The sequence below is a fragment of the Rhizobium sp. J15 genome (genome assembly GCF_002531825.1).
GTDB lineage: Bacteria > Pseudomonadota > Alphaproteobacteria > Rhizobiales > Rhizobiaceae > Rhizobium.
This window is the reverse complement of sequence record NZ_NWSX01000031.1, coordinates 1-24,050: the sequence shown is the minus strand read 5'-3', so window position 1 is coordinate 24,050 and position 24,050 is coordinate 1. Positions and strand designations below refer to the sequence as shown.

Genomic DNA, 24,050 nt, shown 5'->3' with positions numbered 1-24,050 from the left:
TGCCGCCAGCGCTCTTGTGCAGCGCACAGGCGGGGAATATATCTACCCATATCATAAGTATGCTTATAAATAGCCGGCAAAGGTCTCCATGAACACCACGCCCACACTCGGTTTCCTTCTCCATGACGTCGCGCGGCTGCTGCGCAAGCGGTTCGAGCAACGCGCGAAGTGCCTTGGGCTGACGCGTTCGCAATGGCAGACGCTTGCCTATCTATCGAACAATGAAGGTATCCATCAGAGCGGGCTTGCCGAAATCCTCGAAATCGAGCCGATCACGCTGGTGCGCATCCTCGACAAGCTCGCCGAGCGCGGGCTGATCGAGCGCCGCCAGCACCCGACCGACCGGCGTGTCTGGCTGCTCTATATGCGCGAAGAGGCGCATCCGCTGCTCGCCGAAATGCGCGAGCTCGGCGATGTGACCCGGGCCGAGGCGCTGGAAGGCGTTTCAGCCGAGCAGCGCGAGCAGCTCTATCAGATCCTATCCGCAATGAAGACGAACCTGGTGCAGGCTTGCCGAACACCGGTTGAAGAGAATGAGATGAATGATGGCTGATCAACCCCACCTCCGCGTCGTAGCCGACGCCAATGCCAAGACATCTGAAGAAAACCAAGTCAAACAGCAGGAAACGGTAGCCGAAGCGCCTTCATCCAGTTCAGCGCCGGCTGCCGCCGTGGCTGCGCCTGGCGGTAACAAGGTCCGCCGCCGGCGCAGTCTCACGCGGCCCGTTCTTTTCGCCCTGCTGCCGGTGGCGCTCGTCGTCGGTGGTTATTACTACGTTAATGGTGGCCAGGTGATGTCGACCGACAACGCCTATATCCAGGCCGATATGGTCGGGGTTACCACCGATGTCTCCGGCATCGTCGATCAGATCAACGTGCATGAGAACGAGGCGGTCAAGGCGGGGCAGGTGCTCTTCAACCTAAAATCGGATTCCTTCAAGATCGCGCTCGATGGCGCCAAGGCGCAGCTCGGCGCCCAGCGCAACCAGATCATGAACCTCAAGGCGAGCTATCAGCAGTCGCTTGCCGAGATCACCCAGGCTGAGGCCGATCTGCCCTATTATCAGGATCAATTCGACCGGCAGCAGAGCCTCGTGAACAATGGCAGCGCGACGCAGTCCGCCTATGACGAGGCCAAGCACAATCTGGAGGCCGCCCGGCAGAAGGTTGCCGTCGCCAGGGCGGAAGCCGCAACGACGCTCGCCCAGCTCGGCGGATCGGCCGACCAGCCGGTCGAGGAAAACCCGCTCTATCTGCAGGCCAAGTCACAGGTCGACAATGCACAGCGCGAGTTCGACCACAGCGTCGTCAAGGCGCCGTTCGACGGCATCGTCACCAATGTCAACGCGCTGCAGGTCGGCTCCTATCTGCAGGCTTCGCAGCAGGCTTTCTCGCTTGTCGCCACCGATCATCTCTGGATCGCCGCAAGCCCGAAGGAAACCGAGCTGACCTATGTCAAGTCAGGCCAGACGGCAGAGATCTACGTCGACACCTATCCGGGCGTCACGTGGAAGGGCAAGGTCGAGAGCATCAGCCCGGCTTCCGGCTCCAGTTTCTCGCTTCTGCCGGCGCAGAACACCACCGGCAACTGGGTGAAGGTCGTGCAGCGCATTCCGATGCGCGTCAGCATCGAGGACACCGCGGGCAAGCCGCCGCTTCGCGTCGGTATGAGCACGGTGGTCGATATCGACACCGGCCATGCCCGCGGCCTGCCTGACTTCGTCAACAAGCTTCTGGACCGGTCTCAGGGCAAGGACCATGAGTAACGTTCCCGCATCCGCAGCGGCTCCCGTCGCCAATCGCGGCGCGATCACCGCCTGCGTCATTCTCGCCGTCATCATGCAGGCGCTGGACACGACGATCGCCAACGTGGCGCTGCCTTATATTCAGGGCAGCGTGTCGGCCTCCGCCGACCAGATCAACTGGGTGCTGACCTCCTACATCGTCGCGGCGGCGATCATGACGCCGCCATCCGGTTTCCTCGCCGCCAAGTTCGGCCGCAAGCGGGTGCTGCTCGTCGCCATTGCGGGCTTCGTCGGCGCCTCGGTGCTCTGCGGCCTTGCGCAGTCGCTGAACCAGATCGTCGCCTTCCGCCTGCTGCAGGGCCTGTTCGGCGCATCGCTGGTGCCGCTTTCCCAGGGCATCCTCCTCGACATCTATACGGTCGAGGAGCGCGGCTCGGCCATGGCCCTCTTCGGCGTCTCGGTCATGGTCGGTCCTGTCCTCGGGCCCGTCATCGGCGGCTGGCTGACCGACAATATCAGCTGGCGCTGGGTGTTCTACATCAACGTGCCGATCGGCGCGCTCGCCTTCGCCGGCATCGTCATCTTCGTCTCGGAAACGAAGAGGGATGCGCTCGCCAAGCTCGACTGGTTCGGTTTCGGCATGATGAGCCTGTTCATCGCCTCGCTCCAGCTCTTCCTGGACAGGGGCGAGCAGCTCGACTGGTTCTCATCTGGCGAGATCATGCTCGAAGCGATCATCTGCGCCGCCGCATTCTATCTGCTTCTGGTGCACACGCTGACGGCGAAGAAATCCTTCGTCAATCCGAAGCTGTTTCTCGACCAGAACTTCTCGATCAGCATGATCTTCATCTTCGTGATCGGCATCACCTATCTCGCCTCGCTGGCGCTGATGACGCCCTATCTCCAGACGCTGATGGGCTATCCCGTCATCACCGCCGGCATCGTGATGGGTCCGCGCGGCCTCGGCACCATGCTGTGCATGTTCATCGTCGGGCGGCTGATCGGCAAGGTCGATACGCGCTGGCTGCTGGTGCTGGGGCTCGGGCTGACCGCCTGGGCGATGTACGACATGACGGGCTGGACGCCCGACGTCTCGCAATGGACGATCGTCTCGGTCGGCTTCATCCAGGGCGCCGGTCTCGGTTTTCTCTTCGTGCCGCTGACGACGATCGCTTTCGCCACGCTGCCCGCCCATATGCGCGGCGACGGCACGGGTCTCTACAACCTGTCGCGCAATATCGGCTCGTCGGTCGGCATCTCGATCGTCTCGGCGCTGATCGTCGAAAACACCCAGAGCAATCATGAATCGATCGCCGCCTATGTCACGCCGTTCAACCACGCCTTCAACGCGGTCGCGGCGCAGGGGCTCAGTCCCGTGACGGCGGCGGGGCGCGCCTCGCTCAACGAGATCATCACGCTGCAATCGACGATCATCGCCTATATGGACGATTTCAAGCTGTTGATGCTGATGTCGCTCGCGGTCATTCCGCTGGTGTTTCTGCTGCGCAAGCCGAAGGCGGCGCCTGCCGTCGATCATAGCGCCGTCATGGAATAGGCCGCGAAGCTGCACGCAATTCCGGACGCAAAACCGTTGCACACTTTTGCTGGAATTGCTTAGCGAAACGGCTTGCTGAGATAACGCGATCCCTGAATGCCGAAGCGCCAAGGTGCTTCGGCATTTTTCGTGATGCCGATGCGCTTTCCCGAAACGACAGGCACCGGCGCGGACGGCGTCAGCGCATAGGGCGGGCGGTCGAGCAGCCGGTCGTTGATGTCGATATCGATGCCGAGCGCCTGGCAGAGCTTGCCGGGGCCGCTGCAGAGCGCCGTCAACATGTCGGTGCCGCGCCGCTCCATCATGGCGGGGATTCCCGCCTCCGGCTCAAGCGCCCGGATCAGCACGGCCGAACCCGGGTGGCAGACGAAATTCAGGCACCAGTACATACCGTAGATGCGGTAGATATAGACATTGCCGGGCCGGCCGAACATGGCGCCGTTGCGCTTGGTCGGCCCGCGAAAACTGTGCGAGGCCTCGTCATCGGGAAAATAAGCTTCCGTCTCGGTGATGCGGCCGCCGGCGCCATTGACGATCAGGTGGCAGCCGAGCAGATCGCGGGCGACAGCGATTGCGTCCCTTTCGAAAAACGCGCTCAAGCTTTCGCCGGCAAGCGCGCCGGCGCCGATCGCGCTTTTTGTCATTCCACCATCGGTCATGGCCGAGGCAGATACCATCCGGCGCGCCTGCCGTCATCCCAAAACCGCCTGGCGTGGCGGGCGCTATTACCGGCCGGCCTTCGGGTCGCGCATCGGGATCGAAGAGACGGTGACGGAGACCGGGTCGCTCGCCGGGAAGGAATCTTCCAAGCCCTCCTCCAGCTCCTCTTCGAGCAGGGCGGGATCCTTGCTGCGCGCACTGTCGCCATGGGCCGGTTCGATGGCTGCCGCGAGCAGGGCCTTGGCGCGCGAGATGGCGTTTTCGGCGGTCAGTTCCGGCGTGCTGCACAGCGTCACGGCAATGCGGTCTTCGCCCTCGCCGCCGAATTCGACGACGAAGCCGTCTTCCGTCTGGTAGACGGTGATGTCGTTGAGTGCCATGGCCATCCCCCTCCTGCGCCTCAATAGGACGCGCGGCGCCGCAGCGCTCATATTAGCAAGGCTCGATTTACTGAAGCGCGTTTTCGGAATTTTGTCGAGGGAAGACCTTCACCAGCCAGTCGATGAACACGCGCACGCGCGGCGAAAGCTGGCGGTTGCGGGGATAGAGCAGGGAGACCGGGGTCGGGGTCAGCGGGAAATCCTCAAGCACATGGATCAGCGTCCCGTCGGCGAGGTCTTTTTCGGCGTGGTAGCGCGGGATCTGGATCAGGCCGAGGCCCAGCCTTGCCGCCGAAACATAACTTTCGGCGGCATTGACGGCGACGGCGGCGGGGAGGGTGATCTCGCGCACGGTGCCCTCGACGATGAATTCGAGCGGCAGCAGGCTGCCGGTGGCGCTGGAGCGGAAACCGATCATGCGATGGCCGGCCAGCCGGGCCGGATGCTCGGGCAGCCCGTGGGCATTGATATAGGCGGGAGAGGCAAGGGTGATCTCATCCAGCATGGCAACGCGGCGGGCGACCATGTCGCTATCCGCCGGCGTGCCGACGCGCAGCACGCAATCGACGCCCTCGCGCACCAGATCGACCAGCCGGTCGCCCTCGCTCATGTAGAATTCGATCTCCGGATAGGTTTCGAGAAAGGACGGCAGGCTCGGCAGCACGAAATGGCGGGCGAGCGTCCCGTGCACGTCGACGCGCAGCAGGCCTTTCGGTTTGGCGCCGGCAAAAGCGCCTTCGGCATCCTCGATATCGGCGAGGATCGACAGGCAGCGCTGATAATAGGCTTCGCCGTCGAGCGTCGGGCTGACATGGCGCGTCGTGCGCTGGAGCAGGCGAACGCCGAGGCGGGCTTCGAGCTGCTTCACCGCATCGGTGACGGTCGAGCGCGGCAGGCCGCTGTCTTCCGCGGCATGGGTGAAGCTGCGCCTTTCCACGATGCGGCAGAAGACACGCATGGCATCGAACCTGTCCATGTAATTTGTTCGCTATTCCCGGATAGTGATGCCGAAGAATGCCAGATTATCCGCGCCAAGAAAAGGCGCATCTTCTCCTCATCGAAAACGCGCTGCGGCGCTAAGAAGGAGAACAACCATGGCTTTCAACGCAAACAGCAAGGTCGCACTGGTCACCGGCGCATCCCGCGGCATCGGTGCTGAAGTCGCCAGACGTCTTGCCAGGGAGGGTTTCACCGTCGTCATCAACTATTCCGGCAACGCCGCGCCGGCCGAGGAACTGGCTCGGGAGATCGAGCTGGCCGGCGGCCAGGCGCTGACGGCGAAGGCCGATGTCACCGAGGCGCAAGCCGTCCGCCGCATGTTCGATGCTGCGGAAGCCGCTTTCGGCGGCGTCGATGTGCTCGTCAACAATGCCGGCATCATGATGCTCTCCCCGCTTGCCGAGGCTAACGACGAAAGCTTCGACCGCCAGATCGGCGTCAACCTGAAGGGCACCTTCAATACGCTGCGGGAAGCGGCGAAGCGCCTGCGCGACGGCGGCCGGATCATCAATTTCTCGACCTCGGTCGTCGGGCTGAAGCTCGAAACCTACGGGATCTACGCCGCCACCAAGGCGGCCGTCGAAACGCTGACGGCGATCATGGCCAAGGAGATGCGCGGCCGCAACATCACCGTCAATGCCGTCGCGCCCGGTCCTGTCGCCACCGAGCTTTTCCTCAACGGCAAGTCGGAGGACCTCATCGCCCGCATGGCCAGGATGAACCCGCTGGAGCGCCTCGGCACACCCGAGGACATCGCGGCTGCGGTGGCCTTCCTCGCCGGTCCGGATGGCGGCTGGATCAACGGCCAGACGCTGCGCGCCAATGGCGGCATGATCTGACGAAGGCATCGTCATCGCAATTATGTGAACGAAGCCTGCGGCTTTGCCTCTTACAATCTTTCGGAGAGTGCCTATAACTCATTTATCGCGAAAGAGTGGAGTCCCTTCCGCTCTCTTGCGAACCTCCAGCGCCTGCCGCACCCTCCCTACGGTGCGACAGGCACGATGTTCAAGAATTGCGGCCCGTCGAAGGTGTCCCCTGCCTTCCGGGCCGTACCTGTTTCGGCTTTTACGCTCAGAGGTCGTTCAGCCGCGCCTCGGTCAGGAGCTTCACCAGCCAGTCGACGAAGACGCGGACCTTGTTGCTGAGGTGGCGGTTCGGTGGATAGACCACGTAGAGTGGGATCGCATCGCGGCGCCACTCCGGCAACACGCGCAGCAGTTCGCCTCGCGCCATCGGCGCGCGCGCCATGAAGCTTGGTATCTGGGCAACGCCAAGCCCCGCCAGCGCCGCGGTCAGATAGGTGCGGCTGTCGTTGACCGAAGCGATGTAGCGCGGTGTGATCTCGACCATTTCGTTGCCCTTGCGGAATTCGAAAGGCAGCGTCCGGTTGTTCTGGGCGCGGAAATAATTGACGGAATAGTGTGTCGCCTCCAGATCCTCCGGCCGCTCGGGCATGCCGAACTTCTGGATGTAGAGCGGGGCGGCGCAGGTGATCAGTTCCATCTCCGAAACACGCCGCGCGATCAGCGATTGATCGGTCGGCGTGCCGGCCCGCAACGCGCAGTCGACGTTTTCCGCGAGATAATCGACCGTGCGGTCGCTGACGCCGAGATCCAGGCGGATGTCGGGGTAGCGCTGATAGAAATCGCACAGAGCCGGAACGATGACCTCATCGGCGAAGGCGCCGCTCATTTCGACGCGCAGCCGTCCGCTCGGCAGGCTCTGCGAGTTGGACAGGCTGCCGTCGAGTTCCTCCAGTTCGGAGATGATCTGGGCGGCGCGTTCGTAATAAAGGGCGCCGTCCGTGGTCACCATGACCCGGCGGGTGGTGCGGTTCAGAAGCTTGGTGCGCAGATGCGCTTCCAGGCCCTGGATGAGATTGGTTACCGTCGCCTTGGGCATGGCGAGCATGTCGGCGGCGCGGGTGAAATTGCCCGTCTCCACCACGCGGATGAAGACGCGCATTGCCGAAAGCTGGTCCATCGGTTTCGAGTCCGCAGTTTGCGTTGCACCATTATTCGAGAATTGGAACAGTGTAATCGCGATATCGCTTCTTATTCCCTGTTCTGAATAACAATATCTTTTTTGTGCAAAATGCAAGCGGCAGGCGTTGTCCGCTTGTGGCTGGCCGAAGAAGAGACCGAACCGATGACGGTGGAATGGAAAGATATGATGCTGGATAAGGTGGCCATCGGCCCCGTGTCCGCGCGTGTCTACCAGGGCGCCGATTACGGCAAGGGTCCGCCGATCGTGCTTTACCTGCATGGCGGCGCCTTTCTCGACAGCGAGACGAATGTCGATCGGCCGGTGGCGATGAGCCTCGCCAAATCAGGCGCCATTGTCGCCGCCGTCGATTACAGCAGCCTGTCCGGCAACCTGTTTCCGAAGGCGCTGGAAGTTTCCTTCTCCGTTTTCACCTACCTCGCCAACAAGCGCGCCGCCGGTCTCGGCGACCGCAAGTCGCTGCTTTTCGTCGCCGGCGAAGAGGCGGGCGGCAATGTCGCAGCCGGCGTGGCGCTCAAGGCGCGCGACCAGATGCCGGATGCGCTCGACGGCCAGGTGCTGATTTCGCCGCTGCTCGATCCCTTCATGGGCACGTCGTCGATCCGCAAGGCCGAAGCGGTCGGCATGCGCCAGCGCTGGACGGAGGGCTGGAGCCATTACTTGAGCGGCGGCGGCTGCCATCCCTATGCGGCGCCCTGCCTCTGTTCGCGTCTTTCCGGCGTCGCGCCGGCGCTGATCTTCACCGCGGAGGACGATCCTCTGCACGACGAAACACTTGGTTACGGTGCCCGCCTGAAAAAGGCCGGCGTCGGTGTGCGCCAGCATGTCCTTCCCGCCGGGACGGGCTGGCCCTCGATTTATGGTGGGAAATCCGGGGAAGCGCCGGACTGGCAGGAACACGTCAGCCGTCATTTCGGAAGCTTCCTTCAGGACGTGAGCGTCCAACCGCAATTGCATTGAAGAAGATCTGATATTTCGGCGGCCTGGGGCCGCAAGGAGAGCACTGATGACGTCCAGAAGTAAGCGCTGGGCCCTGGTGGGCGCCGGCATAGGCCTTGTTGCGTCGGTTTCGGGCGCTGCATTGTTTTTCGAACTGCCGATGAGCAGGACCGCTACGGCAGCGTCCGAGCCGGCGCAGCCCCCCGCCGTGCCGGTGACGGTTGCCGTCGTCGCGGCGCGCGACGTGACGGCTTGGGAGAGCTTCTCCGGCCGCCTCGAAGCGGTCGATCGTGTCCAGGTTCGCCCCCGTGTCGAAGGCGCGATCCTCTCGGTGGCTTTCCGCGAGGGCGCGCTGGTGAAGCAGGGCGACCTGCTCTTCACCATCGACCCTGCTCCCTATCAGGCGAGTGTGGCGCAGGCCCAAGGTCAAGTCGCTTCGGCCGAAGCCAAGGTCAGCCTGGCGCAGACCGAGCTCGACCGCGGCCGCAGGCTTTCCGACAACCGCACCATTTCCCAGAGCGATCTCGATCAGCGCCAGAGCGCGCTGGCCGAGGCTCAGGCCGGGCTGCGTTCGGCGCAGGCCGCATTGCAGTCGGCCCAGCTCAATCTCGATTATACGCAGGTGCGCGCGCCGGTCTCGGGCCGCATCGGCAAGATCGAGGTGACGACGGGCAACCTGGTTGCGGCCGGTTCGGCATCACCTGCGCTGACGACGCTCGTTTCGGTCGATCCGATCTATGCGAGCTTCAACGCCAGCGAAGAGATGGTGACGCGCGCGCTTGCCCAGCTGCCGCAGACCGACAGCGCTCTGCCTCCTGTCGAGCAGATCCCCGTCGAGGTCGGCACGCTCGCCGACGATGGCACCCCCATCAAGGGCAAGCTGCAGCTGATCGACAACGAAGTCGATGCATCGAGCGGCACCATCAGCGTGCGCGCCGTCTTCGACAATCCGGGCGGGCGCCTCATCCCCGGCCAGTTCGTGCGCGTGCGCATGGGCCAGCCGAAGGCCGAGAACAAGATCGTCATCAGCGATCGCGCCGTCGGCACGGACCAGGACAAGAAGTTCGTCTTCGTCGTCGATGGCGAGAACAAGGTCGCCTACCGCCAGGTCCAGCTCGGCATGCTGTCGGACGGCCAGCGGGTGGTCGAAAGCGGCCTGACCGCCGGCGAGAAGATCGTCGTCAACGGCCTGCAGCGCATTCGTCCGGGCGCCGTCGTCATCCCGCAGATGGAAGAGAAGGTCGCGACCGCGCAGTAACGGCCTGAATGCCCTCTTCCATCAGGGAGAGGGCTATATCCGAAATAATACGACCTACCGGCGGGCTTCCAAACCGCCGGCGAGGGACTTTGCATCCATGTTCACCCCGGAGAGGGCTTTGATATGAACATCTCCAGATTCTTTGTCGACCGGCCGGTCTTTGCCGGCGTTCTTTCGGTCCTCATCGTGGTTGCCGGCCTGATCGGCCTGCGCGCGCTGCCGATTTCCGAATATCCCGAAGTCGTGCCGCCGTCGGTCGTCGTGCGCGCCACCTATCCCGGCGCCAACCCGAGCGTCATCGCCGAAACCGTGGCCACGCCGCTCGAAGAGCAGATCAACGGCGTCGAGGGCATGCTCTACATGTCCAGCCAGGCGACGTCGGACGGCGTGCTCACCGTCACCGTCACCTTCAAGCTCGGCACCGACCCCGACAAGGCGCAGCAGCTGGTGCAGAACCGCGTCAGCCAGGCCGAACCGCGCCTGCCGGCGGAAGTGCGCGCACTCGGCATTACGACGGTCAAGAGCTCGCCCGACTTCATTATGGTCGTCAACCTCGTCTCCGACGGGAACAGCCACGACATCACCTATCTGCGCAACTACGCGACGCTGAACGTCAAGGATCGGCTCGCCCGCATCGCCGGCGTCGGCCAGGTGCAGGTCTTCGGCGCCGGCGATTATTCGATGCGCGTCTGGATCGATCCGCAGAAGGCCGCCGAGCACGATCTTGCTGCAAGCGATATCAGCAATGCGATCAGCTCGCAGAACGTCCAGGCGGCGGCCGGCATCATCGGCGCGTCGCCGAGCCAGCCGGGCGTCGATCTGCAGCTCAACGTCAATGCCCAGGGCCGCCTGCGCACGCCCGAGGAGTTCGGCAACATCATCGTCAAGACGGGCGCCAATGGCGAAATCACCCGCCTTCGCGACGTCGCCCGCATCGAGCTCGGCGCCGCCGACTACACGCTGCGCTCGCTGCTCGACGGCAAGCCGGCGGTCGCCGTCGCCGTGCTCCAGGCGCCCGGTTCGAACGCCATCGAGATCGCCGACAATGTGCGTGCGACCATGGATCAGCTGCAGCTGGCCATGCCCGAAGGCGTGAAATACGAGATCGTTTACGATACGACGAAATTCGTGCGCTCTTCGATCGAGAAGGTCATCGACACGCTGCTCGAAGCTGTCGCCCTCGTCGTCCTCGTCGTCATCTTGTTCCTGCAGACATGGCGCGCCTCGATCATTCCGCTGATCGCGGTCCCGGTCTCGATCATCGGCACCTTCGCGGTCATGTATGTCCTCGGCTTCTCGATCAACGCGCTCAGCCTGTTCGGCCTGGTGCTTGCGATCGGTATCGTCGTCGACGACGCGATCGTGGTCGTCGAAAACGTCGAACGCAATATCGAACAGGGCCTGTCGCCACGAGCCGCCACCTACAAGGCGATGAAGGAAGTCTCCGGCCCGATCATCGCGATCGCGCTGGTGCTCGTCGCGGTCTTCGTGCCGCTCGCCTTCATCTCCGGACTGTCGGGTCAGTTCTATCGCCAGTTCGCGCTGACGATCGCGATCTCCACCGTCATCTCGGCCTTCAACTCGCTCACCCTGTCGCCGGCGCTCGCAGCCCTTCTCCTGAAGGGTCATCATGCGCCGAAGGACTGGCTGACTCGGTTCATGGACGCGATCTTCGGCTGGTTCTTCCGCGGCTTCAACCGTGTCTTCGGCGCCGGTTCGAATGCCTACGGCAAGGGCGTGGGCGGGTTGGTGTCGCGCAAGAGCATCGTCATGGTGGTCTATCTGGCGCTGGTCGGCGCGACCTACAGCATGTTCACCACCGTCCCGGGCGGCTTCGTGCCGTCGCAGGACAAGCAGTATCTGATCGGTTTCGCTCAGCTGCCGGATGCCGCAAGCCTCGACCGCACGGAAGACGTCATCAAACGGATGACCGATATCGCGCTCGCCCAGCCGGGAGTCGCCAATGCGATCGCCTTCCCGGGCCTGTCGATCAACGGCTTCACCAATTCCTCGAATGCCGGCATCGTCTTCGTGACGCTGAAGGACTTCGAGGAGCGGAAGACGCCTGATCTGTCGGGCGGGGCCATCGCCATGGCGCTGAACCAGAAATTCGGCGCCATCCAGGATGCCTTCATCGCCATGTTCCCGCCGCCGCCGGTCAACGGTCTCGGCACGACGGGCGGTTTCAAGCTGCAGATCGAGGATCGTGCGGGTCTCGGCAACCAGGCGCTCGACGAGGCGACCAAGGCGGTGCTCGCCAAGGCCTACCAGACGCCTGAGCTGGCCGGCCTGTTCTCCAGCTTCCAGATCAACGTGCCGCAGCTCTATGCGGATCTCGACCGCGCCAAGGCCGAGCAGCTTGGGGTTTCCGTCACCGACGTCTTCCAGACGCTGCAGATCTATCTCGGTTCGCTCTATGTGAACGACTTCAACGCCTTCGGCCGCACCTACAGCGTCCGGGTGCAGGCCGATGCGAAATTCCGCGCCCAGCCGGAAGATATCGGCCAGTTGAAGGTGCGTTCGGCATCGGGCGAGATGATCCCGCTTTCGGCGCTGCTGAAGGTGGAGCCGAGCACCGGTCCGGAGCGCGCCAACCGTTACAACGGCTTCCTCGCCGCCGATATCAACGGCGGTCCGGCGCCGGGCTTCTCGTCCGGTCAGGCGCAGGCGGCAATCGAGAAGATCCTTCGCGAGACCCTGCCTGCCGGCATCGACTTCGAATGGACGGATCTGACCTATCAGCAGATCCTCGCCGGCAATTCGAGTGTCGTCGTCTTCCCGCTGGCGCTGCTGCTCGTCTTCCTGGTGCTTGCCGCCCAGTATGAGAGCCTGACGCTGCCGCTCGCGATCATCATGATCGTGCCGATGGGCGTGCTCGCTGCGCTGACGGGCGTCTGGCTCACCGGTGGAGACAACAACATCTTCACCCAGATCGGCCTGGTCGTCCTTGTCGGCCTATCGGCGAAGAACGCGATCCTCATCGTGGAGTTCGCCCGCGAGCTGGAGTTCGAAGGCAGAACGCCGCGGGAGGCCGCGGTCGAAGCCAGCCGCCTGCGTCTTCGCCCGATCCTCATGACCTCCATGGCCTTCATCATGGGCGTCGTGCCGCTCGTCGTCTCCACCGGCGCCGGCGCGGAAATGCGTGCGGCCATGGGTGTGGCTGTTTTCTCCGGCATGATCGGCGTGACCCTCTTCGGCATCTTCATGACGCCGGTGTTCTACGTGCTGCTGCGGCGGATGACGGGCAACCGCCCGCTCGTCCAGCACAAGCCGGACGAACACAAGGAGGAAGAGGCCGAGGTCATCCGGCTCGCGGCGGAATAACGAAATTCAACCTTCCTTTGTCGAGTAAATCGGGCGGGGACTTCGGTTCTCGCCCGTATCGTTTTCTGAAGCATCGTTCAGATGACGCCGTGCTCTATTTCCTTGATTTGGATGCGGATGAGCTTACGCCGATCAGGCCTGAAGCCATCCGCAGGCAAGGCGCCCGATAAAAATGCGTTACGTCCATCAAAACGGTTTGCAACGATGGGCGAGCGGACTATCAAAGACGGACAGCAGTTGGGAGGACTGAATGGCAGGGTCTGGTAAAGATCATGACGGCAGGCGGATTGCCTTTCTCGGCACCGGCCTGATGGGAGCGCCGATGGCCCGCCGGCTGATCGCGGCGGGTTTTTCCCTCACGGTCTGGAATCGCGATCCCGGCAAGGCCGAACCGCTTACGGCAGAAGGTGCGGTCCGGGCTGAAACGCCCGGCGAGGCCGTTTCGGGCGCCGATGTCGTCATCACCATGCTGACCAATGCCGAGGCGGTGGGGAACGTGCTGTTCGAGCGCGGGGCGGCCGAAGCGATGGCGCCGGGCGCCACCGTCGTCGACATGAGTTCGATTGCCCCGCATTTTGCCCGCGAGCATGCGGTAAGCCTTGCCGAACGCGGCATCAACCACGTCGACGCGCCGGTTTCCGGCGGCGTCGTCGGGGCGCAGGCCGGTACGCTGGCGATCATGGCCGGCGGCGACGAGGCGGTCATCGCAGCGCTTGCCGATGTCTTCGCGCCGATGGGGCGCGTCACCCGTGTCGGCCCGAGCGGAGCGGGTCAGCTTGCCAAGCTTGCAAACCAGCAGATCGTCGCGGTGACGATCGGCGCGGTGGCCGAAGCGATGATGCTGATTGCGGCGGGCGGCGGCTCGCCGGCCGCTTTCCGCGACGCCATTCGCGGCGGTTTTGCAGAGAGCCGTATCCTTGATCTGCACGGCAAACGCATGGTCGAGCGGCAGTTTGCGCCAGGCGGTTCCTCCACCAACCAGCTCAAGGACCTGAACGCCGCCATGGAGACGGCGAAGGTCTTGTCGTTGACGCTGCCTTTGACAGCTGCAGTCCACGCCGAATTCAGCGAATTCGTCGCCAACGGCAATGGCGAGAAGGATCACAGCGCGCTTCTTCTCCATCTCGAAGAGAAGAATGGCCGGCGGGGAGAAGATCAGTGACGGACAGCCGATCGATGAAGCGCCGCCTGCGTTCACAGGACTGGTTCGACAATCCCGATCATATCGACATGGCGGCGCTCTATCTCGAGCGTTTCATGAATTACGGCATCACGCCGGAAGAGCTGCGTTCCGGCAAGCCGATCATCGGGATCGCCCAGAGCGGCAGCGACCTCACGCCCTGCAACAGGGTGCATGTCGAGCTCGCCAAGCGCGTGCGCGACGGCATTCGCGATGCCGGCGGCATTCCGATCGAATTTCCCACGCACCCGATCTTCGAGAACTGTAAGCGCCCGACGGCCGCGCTCGACCGCAACCTCGCCTATCTCGGCCTCGTCGAAATCCTCTACGGCTATCCGCTCGATGGCGTGGTGCTGACGACCGGCTGCGACAAGACCACGCCTTCGGCGATCATGGCGGCCTCGACGGTCGATATTCCGGCGATCGTGCTCTCGGGCGGGCCGATGCTCGACGGCTGGCATGAGGGGGAGCTCGTCGGCTCCGGCACGGTGATCTGGCGGATGCGGCGGAAATATGCGGCAGGCGAGATCGATCGGGAAGAGTTCCTGCAGGCAGCGCTCGATTCGGCTCCGTCAGTCGGCCATTGCAATACTATGGGGACCGCGTCGACGATGAATGCGCTCGCCGAAGCGCTCGGCCTCTCGCTGACCGGCTGCGGCGCCATTCCGGCCGCCTATCGCGAGCGCGGCCAGATGGCCTACCGCACCGGGCGGCGCGCCGTCGAGATCGTGTTCGAAGACCTGAAGCCGTCCGACATCCTGACGCGCGAGGCTTTTCTCAACGCGATCCGCACCAATTCGGCGATCGGCGGCTCGACCAATGCGCAGCCGCATCTGGCCGCCATGGCCAAACATGCCGGTGTCGAGCTTCATCCCGACGACTGGCAGGTGCACGGCTTCGATATCCCGCTGCTGGCCAATGTCCAGCCGGCCGGCGTCTATCTCGGCGAGCGCTATCATCGCGCCGGCGGCACCCCGGCGATCATGTGGGAGCTGCTGCAGGCCGGAAAGCTCGACGGCAGCTGTCGCACCGTGACCGGCAGGACGATGGCCGACAACCTCGAAGGGCGCGAGGCGAGCGACCGCCAAGTCATTCGGCCGTTCGACGAGCCGCTGAAGGAGCGGGCGGGCTTCCTCGTCCTCAAGGGCAACCTCTTCGATTTCGCCATCATGAAGATGAGTGTCGTCTCGGAGGATTTCCGCCAGCGCTATCTCCGGGAGCCCGGGCGGGAAGGCGTCTTCGAGGGCAGGGCGGTCGTCTTCGATGGGTCTGAAGATTATCATAAGCGCATCAACGATCCCGATCTCGGCATCGACGAGAATACCATCCTCGTCATTCGCGGCGCGGGGCCGCTCGGCTGGCCGGGGTCGGCCGAGGTCGTCAACATGCAGCCGCCGGATCATCTGCTCAAGCGTGGCATCCGCAGCCTGCCGACGATCGGCGACGGCCGCCAGTCGGGCACGGCCGACAGCCCTTCCATCCTCAACGCTTCGCCGGAAAGTGCCGCTGGCGGCGGCCTCGCCTGGCTCCGCACCGGCGATGTCATCCGCATCGATTTCAACCAGGGACACTGCGACATGCTGGTCGATGAAGCCGAGATCGAACGGCGCAAGGGCGATGGCATTCCGCCGGTGCCGGCGGACGCCACGCCCTGGCAGCGGATCTACCGACGCTCGGTGACGCAGCTGTCTGACGGCGCCGTTCTGGAGGGGGCGGCGGAGTTCCGACAGATTGCCAAAAACCCGCCGCGGCACAATCATTGATTTGCGTGGACGCGGCCTGCAATCCCTTTGATCCAAAAAGGGAAGCCGTAACGAACGGTTCACCTAGTGACTAGTTCGCGCCTCCGGACAAGGCTTCCTTAATGCCGGGCTGAGACCATATTGCCATTAAGGAAGCTTCCAAGGCTGAGACCGCGTTGCCAGAAAACAAAGCCACACGATCCGAACAAGAGTTTCAGGATCTTCTGCGCCGTCTCGAACTCGCCCTCGATGCATCCCAGATCGGTGTCTGGGAGCACAGCATCGCGAAGGACGGGATCTTATGGGACGCGCAGATGCACCGGCTCTATGAAACCGGCGAGACATGCCGGCATGTGCCGGCGTGGTTCTGGTCGAATGCGATCCATCCCGATGACCGCGAGCGGGCCGAACGCGACTTCGACCAGGCGATCGCGGCGCGAGGCGCTTATAACTCCCAGTTCCGGATCGTGCTGCCGGGCGGCGAAATCCGCCATCTCAGGTCGCGCGCGCATTTCTATGTCGATGCGGAAGGGATGCCCTCCTTTATCGGCGCCGAGTGGGATGTGAGCGCCGACGTGCAGCTCAATGCGGAACTCGCGCGGCAGAAGATCGTCGCCGAGGCGAGGGCGCTGGCGCTCGAGGAAAGCAATGCGCGCATCGAGCATGTCGCCGATCACGATTATCTCACGGGCCTGCCGAACCGGCGCCTGCTCGACAAGCGGCTCGCGGAGCTGCCGGCCGACCGAAGCATCGCGACGCTCGGCGTGCTGCATCTCGACCTCGACCAGTTCAAGCAGATCAATGACAGCCATGGCCATGCGGCGGGCGATGCTGTGCTGAGAGCCGCAGCGCTTCGCATCACCGCGGCCATTCCCGCCAATGGCATGGTGGCCCGCGTCGGCGGCGACGAATTCGTCATCGTGCTGGTCAATTTCACCGATCTCGCCGAATTGAAGCTGATCACCGAGGATCTCCAGCGGCGGCTGCGGAAGAAGATCCGCTTCGGCGAACAGATGCTGCAGTCCGGTGCTTCGATCGGCGTTTCCTGGAGCGGCGACCGGCGGGCGCGCAACTTGCTCGCCGAATCTGATCTGGCGCTCTACCAGGCCAAGAAGCTCGGGCGCAACCGCGTCGAATTCTTCACACGGCAGCTGCAGGAGGACATGCGCGCCAAGCGCCGCCTCGCCGAAGAGCTGAAGCTCGGACTGGAGCGCGGCGAGATCGTTCCCTATTATCAGGTGCAGGTCGATGCCCGGACGCGGGAGGTGATCGGTTTCGAGGCGCTGGCCCGCTGGAAACATCCCGAGAAAGGCGTGCTTGCGCCGGGGGTATTCCTGAAAATCGCCGACGAGCACGGGCTTTCGGCGGAAATCGATGCGGCGATCCTGAAAAGCGTTCTGGAAGACCGGCTGTTCTGGCTGTTGCGCGGCGTCGCGGTGCCGCGCATCGCCGTCAATATTTCGGCATCTCGCCTTGCCGATCCGGCGCTGCTCGGCAAGCTGAGGAAACTCGACATTCCGCCCGGCGTCATCGCCTTCGAACTGATCGAGACCATTTTCCTCGACGACAGCGACGAGAAGCTGCTCGAGCATATCGACGATATCAAGAAGATGGGCATCGACATCGAGATCGACGATTTCGGATCGGGTCACGCCTCGCTCATCGGTCTCGTCAAGCTGCGGCCGAAACGGCTGAAGATCGACCGGCAGCTCGTCAAGGAAGTCGTCAGTTCCGCCGAGCAGCGGCGCGTGGTGGGGTCGATCGTGGAGATCGCCAAGGCGCTCGATGTCGAGGTGATCGCCGAGGGCATCGAGACCGAGGAGCATGCCGTCGTGCTGGCTGAGCTCGGTTGCGACGGTTTCCAGGGTTATGCATTCGGTTATCCCGCGCCGGCGGCCGAGATGGACCGGCTTTTTTCATCGATGATGAGCGGGACCGAAAAGCAAAAGACGGCGATGGGCGGCTGAGATGCTTTCCTCGCCGTTAAGAGCCGGCGGACGTTATATCTTCGCTGCGGCGTTTTGCTCCCATCGGCGGGAAGAGAAACGGGCCCTAAGTAATTTTCTTGAGCTTGCAACGGCCCCGTTTCATGATAATGCGGAAACGAAGCTTTTTGCATTGCATCGAAAATGATTATACGCGTCGCCAAGACCATGAGCGCGGGATTCTCCATCATTTGCAGGTGCAATCGGGGAGCCTGGACCTGACAATTGCTTTGCCGTTGCCGGGATGGACTTGCGGGACATTCAATCTGGGAAGGTCGCATGAATTCGGGGGATTTTGCCGTTCGTTCGATGCGGCCCGGCGAACTGGAGCTCGTGCTCGAATGGGCGCGCCAGGAGGGATGGAACCCGGGCCTCGACGATTCGCTGGCATTTCTCGAAGCCGATCCTTCGGGCTTCTTCGTCGGCGCCATCGGTGAGGTTCCGGTCGGCTCGATCTCGGTCGTCAAATATGGCGACAGTTTCGCCTTTATCGGCCTCTACATCGTCCATCCGGATTTCCGCGGCAAAGGTTACGGCAAGGCGATCTGGGAGGCGGGCATCGCCACGGCGGAAGGCCGGACGATCGGTCTCGACGGCGTTGCCGCACAGCAGGAAAATTACCGCAAGGTAGGCTTCGAGCCCGCCTATTCCACCATCCGCTACGGCGGTGTCGCCTCTTGCCTGCCTGTCTCGACGCTCGTTGCGCAGCCGGTGCTGGATTCACGCCTCGAAGGCCTGCAGCGCTACGATTCGGCGATCTTTCCGCAGCCGCGGGATGCCTTCCTCGCCGCCTGGTGCACCGGCCGCAAGGGCCGCCGGACGGCCGTGGTGCGCAAGAGCCACAAGATTCGCGGCTACGGCACGATCCGCCGCTGTTACGAAGGCTACAAGATCGGGCCGCTCTTTGCCAATGATGCCGACAGCGCCGCGGCGCTGCTTGCCGAACTGATCCCCGAGGCGAAGGGGGCTTCGATCTTCATCGACATTCCCGTCGAGAACCGCGAGGCGGTGGCACTTGCCGAAAGCATTGGCCTTCGACCGGTGTTCGAGACGATGCGCATGTATCGCGGGCCGGCACCAGCCATCCCGCTGAAACACGTCTTCGGCGTGACCACACTGGAGCTTGGTTAGACCGGCTACGCTTTCACAAGCGCAGTCGGCCTAACTCTTTGTTTTGACGCAATTCCAGACAGAAAACCGCTTCACACTTTTCTTGGAATTGCTCTAGTCCACCGGCGAAGCAGGCACTGTCGGAGCCGAGGCTTTCGGCCGGCCCTTTTCGGCGATAGCGATGCCGCCCAAGGTCAGCACCAGTGCGATCATATGGAAAGACTGAAGCTTTTCGCCGATCAGGGCGACGGAGAGCAGGGTTCCGAATACCGGCACGAGATTGATGAAGAGCCCGGCGCGGTTGGCGCCGATCGCTTCGACGCCCTTGATATAAAGGATCTGCGCCAGCAGCGAGGGGAAGATCGCCGTGTAGAGCGTGATGCCCCAGCCGGCCTGATCAGGCCATTGCGCCGCACCGCGGCCTGCTTCCCAAAGGAGCAGCGGCAGCGAGGTCAACATGGCGGCGATGGCTGGGAAGGCCATCAGCGTTCGCCAGTCGACCGGCGGTTTCCAGCGCAGGAAGATCGTATAGAGCGAATAGGCGACGATGGCGATCAGCATCAGCCCGTCGCCGCGGTTGAGCTGCAGCTGCAGCAGCGTGGCGAGGTCGCCATGGGCGGCCGTCAGCGCCACGCCCACCAGCGTCAGTCCGAAGCCGAGGCATTGCGCCAGCGAAATGCCGGTGCGGAAGAAAACGAAATTGAGCAGGAAGATCAGCATGGGGATGCCGGCCTGCTCGATGGCGACATTGATCGCCGTCGTATATTGCACCGCCGAGTAAAGCATGGCGTTGAAGAGCGTGTAGCCGATGGCGCCGTAGCACAGCAGCAGCGGCAGGTTTTTCCTGGCGACGGGCCAGTCCTTCTTGAGCTGCGGCACCGAAATCAGAGCGATCAGCGCGACGGCCAGGAACCAGCGCAGGAAGGTCAGCATCATCGGGCTGACATGGCCGACCGCAAGCTTGCCGGCGACCGAGTTGCCGCCCCAGCAGAGGGTGGCAATGACGAGGCAGATATAGGCCGTGGCTTGCAAGAGCGTTTCTTCCTCGTGTTTTGGTGAGCGACAAGCGACGTTTTCGCAGGGGAAATAGCCTGCCGGCGGCTGATTTGTCACGTAAAAAGCCCAATCGGCTGTGACAACAGGGTCGCTTTCCCAAAAACAAAGCTTTATAGATGCGCGGGTTTGAGCAGGTGCGCGGTTCAGCGCCGGTAACAGGAAGAGTTAGATGACGAACGTAGTCGTGGTCGGTTCGCAATGGGGTGACGAAGGCAAGGGCAAGATTGTCGACTGGCTTTCTGAACGCGCGGATATCGTCGTGCGCTATCAGGGCGGACACAATGCCGGCCATACGCTCGTCATCGACGGCACGAGCTACAAGCTCTCGCTGCTGCCGTCCGGCGTCGTGCGTCCGGGCAAGATGGCGGTGATCGGCAACGGCGTCGTCGTCGACCCGCACGCGCTGATCGCCGAGATCGGCCGGCTGGAGGCCCAGGGTGTGAAGGTGACGCCTGACAATCTGCGGATCGCCGACAATGCGACGCTCATCCTGTCGCTGCACCGCGAACTCGACGCGATGCGCGAAGACGCTGCATCGAACAGCGGCACCAAGATCGGCACGACGCGCCGCGGCATCGGCCCGGCCTATGAAGACAAGGTCGGCCGCCGCGCCATCCGGGTCATGGATCTCGCCGATCTCGACAGCCTTTCCGGCAAGGTCGACCGTATTCTCACGCACCACAATGCGCTTCGCCGCGGCCTCGGCGTCGCAGAGGTCAGCCACCAGGCGATCATGGAGGAACTGACCTCGATCGCCGATCGGGTGCTGCCGTTCCGCGATACCGTCTGGCTCTTCCTCGACAAGGAGCGCCGCAAGGGCGCCCGCATTCTCTTCGAAGGCGCGCAGGGCAGTCTCCTCGACATCGACCACGGCACCTATCCTTTCGTGACCTCCTCGAACACGGTGGCCGGTCAGGCCGCTGCCGGTTCCGGCATGGGTCCCGGCTCTCTCGGCTATATCCTCGGCATCACCAAGGCCTATACGACCCGCGTCGGCGAAGGCCCGTTCCCGACCGAGCTGACCGACGAAATCGGCCAGTTCCTCGGCGAAAAGGGGCATGAGTTCGGTACCGTGACGGGGCGCAAGCGCCGCTGCGGCTGGTTCGATGCGGCCCTCGTACGCCAGTCGATCGCCACCAACGGCATCACCGGCATCGCGCTCACCAAACTCGACGTGCTCGACGGCCTCGAAGAATTGAAGATCTGCGTCGGCTATATGCTCGACGGCGAACAGATTGATCATCTTCCCGCAAGCCAGGGAGCGCAAGCTAGGGTCGAACCGGTCTATGTCACGCTGGAGGGATGGAAGGAATCGACCGTGGGCGCGCGCAGCTGGGCGGATCTTCCGGCACAGGCGATCAAGTATGTTCGCCAGGTCGAAGAGCTGATCGGGGCGCCGGTCGCGCTGCTTTCCACCAGCCCGGAGCGGGATGACACCATACTTGTGACCGATCCGTTTGAGGATTAAGCTCACGGGTCACTGTAGGGGATAGTTCGGGAGAGTGCCGGACTTCTTGAGAAAGTACTGATGGCGGATTTTATTGCAGTTATTCGGCGGGCCGTCGACGGCCTGGCTGAAAATACCCCCGAGATGCGGGTGAAGGTCTACGAACGTGCTCGCGGCGCAGTGCAGCGGCAGCTCGAGAACATGAAGCCGCGCCCGCCGGAAGCCATGCTGCAACGCCAGCTCGAAAAGCTCGAGGCCGCCATCCGCGAAGTGGAAGGCGAACACGCCGAGGCGCTGCCGCTCGATGAGGCGGTGGCGGCCGAAGCCGAGCCGGAGGTTTCGGAAGAACAAGCGGTTCACGACGAAGGCGAATCAGCGCCTGTGGCGGAGACGGCAGCCGGGGAACCGGTTTACGAAGCCTATGCCGAACCGCAGGCCGCCGAGCCTGCCGAGACCGCCGAAGAACCGGGTCACCAGCACGTAGAGGCCGTCGCGCCGCAGGAGCATCACGAAGAGGCCCCTGCCGACGAGCCCCTTTCTGAAGAGGCAGCTGCCCCCGCCGAGACCCATGTTTCCCCGGAGGAAGAGGAGCCCGCTCCCGCCGAGACATACTGGCACCCCTCGCATGAGGAGGAGGCGCCGCCCGAGGAATGGCATGCCGCCGAGGCGCATCACGCCGCTGCCGAGGACGTGCCCGGCGAGGACGGCCTTCGGGAGCCGGTCGCCGAGCATCACCCCTACGAGGAAGCCGGCGATTACCGGGGTGACGAGCAGCATCCCGCGCAAGCCGAAGAGATCGCGGCCGAACCGGCTGCTGCCGACGCCGACGAGCCTCAGGGCGAGGCGGCTTACGAGCCCATCGAGTCTTTCCAGCCGGTTGCTGGCGGCCTGGACCATGCGGCTCAGCGGCTGGTGGAGCCGGTCGCCGATTTCGATCGTCCGCAGGAATTTGTCGAGCATAGCCGCGAGGAGCCGCTGCAGGCGGATGCCGCGGGACATTTCGATCCCGTTTGGGCCGAGCCTGCCGCCGAGACGCCGGCCCCGGCGCCCAAGGATGCCGAGACCGAATGGGCGGAAGAGGAACTCCGGCAATATTCGGAAACGGCGCCTGTTACCGCCGATACTTCGGCGCGCGCTTTCGAAGAGGTGATATCGAGCCTCGAAAAAGTGGCGCCCGCCGCCGTCATGCCCACCGCCAAGGAAGCCTTTTCCTGGGAGAAGGCCGCCTTCGACGACCTGCCGCCGATCGAGGCCGGCACCGACAAGAAGACGCCGGTTTCCTCGCATTTCGACGATGTCGATATCTTCGCCGAAGTGCACGACGGAAAGCCTGCGCCCGCCGCCGGCGCGCCGAACGAGCAATGGCGCGAAGCAAAGACGTTGCGTGGCTACGATCGCCGCGGCCCGGTCGCCGCTGACGACGATGACAGCAATCCGGGAATGGATATCGATCAGCTCGTTGCCTCCAAGCTGCAGGGCAAGAGCTTCCGCATGGAGCCGAAACGCCGCCGCTTCGGCATCGGCACGGTGATCACCCTCATCTTCGCGCTCATTCTGATCGGCGGCGGCGCCTATGCCGGCTGGATGAACAGAGAGGCACTGGTGGCGATGGTCGACGGGCTGGTCAGCTCGGCGCCGTCGCAGGCGACCCGGAACGAAGCGACGATGGCTCCGTCCGAGTCTGCAACGCCTCAACAGCCGGGCGCAGCGGCGCCGGCCGTCCAGCCGACAGCCCCACAGAGTGCTGAGAATACTTCCCCGGCGTCGGCCCAGCCGAACCAGCAGGTGGCGTCGCTGAACAATGACGGTGCGGCGGCCAGCTCGAAGTTTACCCAGCGGTTGCTGACTGATGGCACCGAGGTCGATAGCGGGCCGGCCAGCGTGCCGGGAACGCCGACCGCGGAAGGAAAATCGGTCGCCGAACAGAATGTCGCCGCGGCCGATACGCCGCCGGCGAGCGCGCAAGGCGATGCGGCACCGGCCGAAACATTGACGCCGAACGGTCCGGCGGCATCACCGCAGCAGACCGCACCCGTCGGCTCGTCGCAGAAGATGTTCCTCTATGAGGAGCGCATCGGCCAGAGCTCGCCGACGGCGATCGAAGGATCGGTCGTCTGGAGCGTGCAGCACGAGGCCGGCCAGGATGGCCGGCAGGAGGCGACGGTGCAGGGCAACGTCACCGTTCCCGAGCGCAATCTTTCGGCGCTCGTCACCTTCAAGCGCAATTCCGATCCGTCGCTGCCGGCAAGCCACCTCGTCGAGATCGTCTTCTCCGTGCCGCCGAATTTCGAAGGCGGCAGCATCGAAAGCGTTCAGCGCATCTCGATGAAACGCACGGAGCAGGACCGTGGCGATGCGCTGATCGCGGTTCCGGCCAAGATCACCGACGATTTCCACATGATCGCGCTCAACGACTATCCCGACGCCCGCAAAGCCAATCTGGATCTCATGGCGACCCGCAGCTGGATCGATATTCCGATCACCTACCGCAACGGCCGCCGCGCGCTGCTGACTATGGAAAAGGGCGATTCAGGAATGCAGGCCTTCACCACCGCGATCAAGGAATGGAACGCGCTCGGAGATGTCTCGACGAGCCAGTGAGGTGGATCGCGGCTGTTCTGCCGGTGGCCCCCTCATCCGCCTGCCGGCACCTTTGTAACTTC

Annotated in this window: 18 protein-coding genes; 13 read left to right on the top strand and 5 right to left on the bottom strand. The window is 63.5% G+C overall.

Annotated elements, in window-relative coordinates; genetic code table 11:
* Positions 1–88 precede the first annotated feature (88 nt).
* The 3 genes from CO670_RS22725 to CO670_RS22715 are packed head-to-tail and all read left to right on the top strand — an operon-like array spanning position 89 to position 3,300.
* The gene (locus CO670_RS22725; protein ID WP_097592287.1) at positions 89–553 is read left to right on the top strand and encodes a MarR family transcriptional regulator; all 465 of its coding nucleotides are present in this window, start codon (positions 89–91) and stop codon (positions 551–553) included.
* The gene (locus CO670_RS22720; protein ID WP_097592286.1) at positions 546–1,766 is read left to right on the top strand and encodes an HlyD family secretion protein; all 1,221 of its coding nucleotides are present in this window, start codon (positions 546–548) and stop codon (positions 1,764–1,766) included. The genes CO670_RS22725 and CO670_RS22720 overlap by 8 nt, the downstream gene beginning before the upstream one ends.
* Positions 1,759–3,300 (top strand): DHA2 family efflux MFS transporter permease subunit, encoded by a 1,542-nt coding sequence (locus CO670_RS22715; RefSeq protein WP_097592285.1) that lies wholly within the window; start codon positions 1,759–1,761, stop codon positions 3,298–3,300. The genes CO670_RS22720 and CO670_RS22715 overlap by 8 nt, the downstream gene beginning before the upstream one ends.
* Positions 3,301–3,359: 59 nt before the next feature.
* Here CO670_RS22715 and CO670_RS22710 read toward each other — a convergent pair whose 3' ends face one another.
* From CO670_RS22710 to CO670_RS22700, 3 genes are all read right to left on the bottom strand, one after another.
* The gene (locus tag CO670_RS22710) at positions 3,360–3,977 is read right to left on the bottom strand and encodes a DNA-3-methyladenine glycosylase (RefSeq protein WP_097592284.1); all 618 of its coding nucleotides are present in this window, start codon (positions 3,975–3,977) and stop codon (positions 3,360–3,362) included.
* A 48-nt stretch (positions 3,978–4,025) separates the two neighbouring features.
* Positions 4,026–4,340 carry a hypothetical protein gene (locus tag CO670_RS22705; protein ID WP_097592325.1) on the bottom strand — a complete coding sequence of 105 codons (315 nt, stop codon included), beginning with the start codon at positions 4,338–4,340 and terminating at the stop codon, positions 4,026–4,028.
* Positions 4,341–4,407: 67 nt separating this feature from the next.
* On the bottom strand, positions 4,408–5,316 hold the full coding sequence (locus tag CO670_RS22700; protein WP_097592283.1) for a LysR family transcriptional regulator: 909 nt from the start codon (positions 5,314–5,316) through the stop codon (positions 4,408–4,410).
* Positions 5,317–5,434: 118 nt separating this feature from the next.
* Here CO670_RS22700 and CO670_RS22695 point away from each other — a divergent pair, with 118 nt between their 5' ends.
* The gene (locus CO670_RS22695; protein WP_097592282.1) at positions 5,435–6,178 is read left to right on the top strand and encodes an SDR family oxidoreductase; all 744 of its coding nucleotides are present in this window, start codon (positions 5,435–5,437) and stop codon (positions 6,176–6,178) included.
* Positions 6,179–6,413: 235 nt separating this feature from the next.
* Here CO670_RS22695 and CO670_RS22690 read toward each other — a convergent pair whose 3' ends face one another.
* Positions 6,414–7,325, bottom strand: coding sequence for a LysR family transcriptional regulator (locus CO670_RS22690; protein ID WP_097592281.1), 912 nt, complete (start codon positions 7,323–7,325; stop codon positions 6,414–6,416).
* A 165-nt stretch (positions 7,326–7,490) separates the two neighbouring features.
* On the opposite strand from CO670_RS22690, the gene CO670_RS22685 reads away from it, so the two are divergent.
* The 7 genes from CO670_RS22685 (at position 7,491) to CO670_RS22655 (ending at position 18,905) form a co-directional block, all read left to right on the top strand.
* Positions 7,491–8,306, top strand: a complete 816-nt coding sequence (locus CO670_RS22685) for an alpha/beta hydrolase (RefSeq protein WP_097592324.1) — start codon at positions 7,491–7,493, stop codon at positions 8,304–8,306.
* Between the two features lie 46 nt (positions 8,307–8,352).
* Positions 8,353–9,543: an efflux RND transporter periplasmic adaptor subunit gene (locus CO670_RS22680; RefSeq protein WP_097592280.1), complete on the top strand. Its 1,191-nt coding sequence runs from the start codon at positions 8,353–8,355 to the stop codon at positions 9,541–9,543.
* Between the two features lie 123 nt (positions 9,544–9,666).
* A complete protein-coding gene (locus tag CO670_RS22675; RefSeq protein ID WP_097592279.1) occupies positions 9,667–12,867 on the top strand; it encodes a multidrug efflux RND transporter permease subunit in 3,201 nt (1,066 codons plus the stop codon).
* 250 nt (positions 12,868–13,117) lie between these two features.
* The gene (locus CO670_RS22670) at positions 13,118–14,029 is read left to right on the top strand and encodes an NAD(P)-dependent oxidoreductase (protein ID WP_097592278.1); all 912 of its coding nucleotides are present in this window, start codon (positions 13,118–13,120) and stop codon (positions 14,027–14,029) included.
* A 14-nt stretch (positions 14,030–14,043) separates the two neighbouring features.
* Positions 14,044–15,810, top strand: a complete 1,767-nt coding sequence (locus CO670_RS22665; RefSeq protein ID WP_097592277.1) for an IlvD/Edd family dehydratase — start codon at positions 14,044–14,046, stop codon at positions 15,808–15,810.
* A gap of 155 nt (positions 15,811–15,965) precedes the next feature.
* Complete coding sequence (locus tag CO670_RS22660) at positions 15,966–17,756, top strand: GGDEF domain-containing phosphodiesterase (protein ID WP_097592276.1); 1,791 nt, start codon at positions 15,966–15,968, stop codon at positions 17,754–17,756.
* A 297-nt stretch (positions 17,757–18,053) separates the two neighbouring features.
* Complete coding sequence (locus tag CO670_RS22655; protein WP_097592275.1) at positions 18,054–18,905, top strand: GNAT family N-acetyltransferase; 852 nt, start codon at positions 18,054–18,056, stop codon at positions 18,903–18,905.
* Between the two features lie 93 nt (positions 18,906–18,998).
* On the opposite strand, the gene CO670_RS22650 is transcribed toward CO670_RS22655, so the two are convergent.
* Positions 18,999–19,916, bottom strand: a complete 918-nt coding sequence (locus CO670_RS22650) for a DMT family transporter (RefSeq protein ID WP_097592274.1) — start codon at positions 19,914–19,916, stop codon at positions 18,999–19,001.
* A gap of 193 nt (positions 19,917–20,109) precedes the next feature.
* On the opposite strand from CO670_RS22650, the gene CO670_RS22645 reads away from it, so the two are divergent.
* Both CO670_RS22645 and CO670_RS22640 read left to right on the top strand, forming a co-directional pair.
* Positions 20,110–21,408 carry an adenylosuccinate synthase gene (locus CO670_RS22645; protein WP_097592273.1) on the top strand — a complete coding sequence of 433 codons (1,299 nt, stop codon included), beginning with the start codon at positions 20,110–20,112 and terminating at the stop codon, positions 21,406–21,408.
* A gap of 60 nt (positions 21,409–21,468) precedes the next feature.
* Positions 21,469–23,988, top strand: a complete 2,520-nt coding sequence (locus tag CO670_RS22640) for a hypothetical protein (protein ID WP_097592272.1) — start codon at positions 21,469–21,471, stop codon at positions 23,986–23,988.
* The last annotated feature ends 62 nt before the right edge of the window (positions 23,989–24,050 follow it).

Coding starts and splice junctions, on each gene's coding strand:
- CO670_RS22725 (WP_097592287.1), top strand. CDS start 89: ATGAACACCACGCCCACACTCGGTTTCCTTCTCCATGACGTCGCGCGG.
- CO670_RS22720 (WP_097592286.1), top strand. CDS start 546: ATGGCTGATCAACCCCACCTCCGCGTCGTAGCCGACGCCAATGCCAAG.
- CO670_RS22715 (WP_097592285.1), top strand. CDS start 1,759: ATGAGTAACGTTCCCGCATCCGCAGCGGCTCCCGTCGCCAATCGCGGC.
- CO670_RS22710 (WP_097592284.1), bottom strand. CDS start 3,977: ATGGTATCTGCCTCGGCCATGACCGATGGTGGAATGACAAAAAGCGCG.
- CO670_RS22705 (WP_097592325.1), bottom strand. CDS start 4,340: ATGGCACTCAACGACATCACCGTCTACCAGACGGAAGACGGCTTCGTC.
- CO670_RS22700 (WP_097592283.1), bottom strand. CDS start 5,316: ATGGACAGGTTCGATGCCATGCGTGTCTTCTGCCGCATCGTGGAAAGG.
- CO670_RS22695 (WP_097592282.1), top strand. CDS start 5,435: ATGGCTTTCAACGCAAACAGCAAGGTCGCACTGGTCACCGGCGCATCC.
- CO670_RS22690 (WP_097592281.1), bottom strand. CDS start 7,325: ATGGACCAGCTTTCGGCAATGCGCGTCTTCATCCGCGTGGTGGAGACG.
- CO670_RS22685 (WP_097592324.1), top strand. CDS start 7,491: ATGACGGTGGAATGGAAAGATATGATGCTGGATAAGGTGGCCATCGGC.
- CO670_RS22680 (WP_097592280.1), top strand. CDS start 8,353: ATGACGTCCAGAAGTAAGCGCTGGGCCCTGGTGGGCGCCGGCATAGGC.
- CO670_RS22675 (WP_097592279.1), top strand. CDS start 9,667: ATGAACATCTCCAGATTCTTTGTCGACCGGCCGGTCTTTGCCGGCGTT.
- CO670_RS22670 (WP_097592278.1), top strand. CDS start 13,118: ATGGCAGGGTCTGGTAAAGATCATGACGGCAGGCGGATTGCCTTTCTC.
- CO670_RS22665 (WP_097592277.1), top strand. CDS start 14,044: ATGAAGCGCCGCCTGCGTTCACAGGACTGGTTCGACAATCCCGATCAT.
- CO670_RS22655 (WP_097592275.1), top strand. CDS start 18,054: ATGAATTCGGGGGATTTTGCCGTTCGTTCGATGCGGCCCGGCGAACTG.
- CO670_RS22645 (WP_097592273.1), top strand. CDS start 20,110: ATGACGAACGTAGTCGTGGTCGGTTCGCAATGGGGTGACGAAGGCAAG.
- CO670_RS22640 (WP_097592272.1), top strand. CDS start 21,469: ATGGCGGATTTTATTGCAGTTATTCGGCGGGCCGTCGACGGCCTGGCT.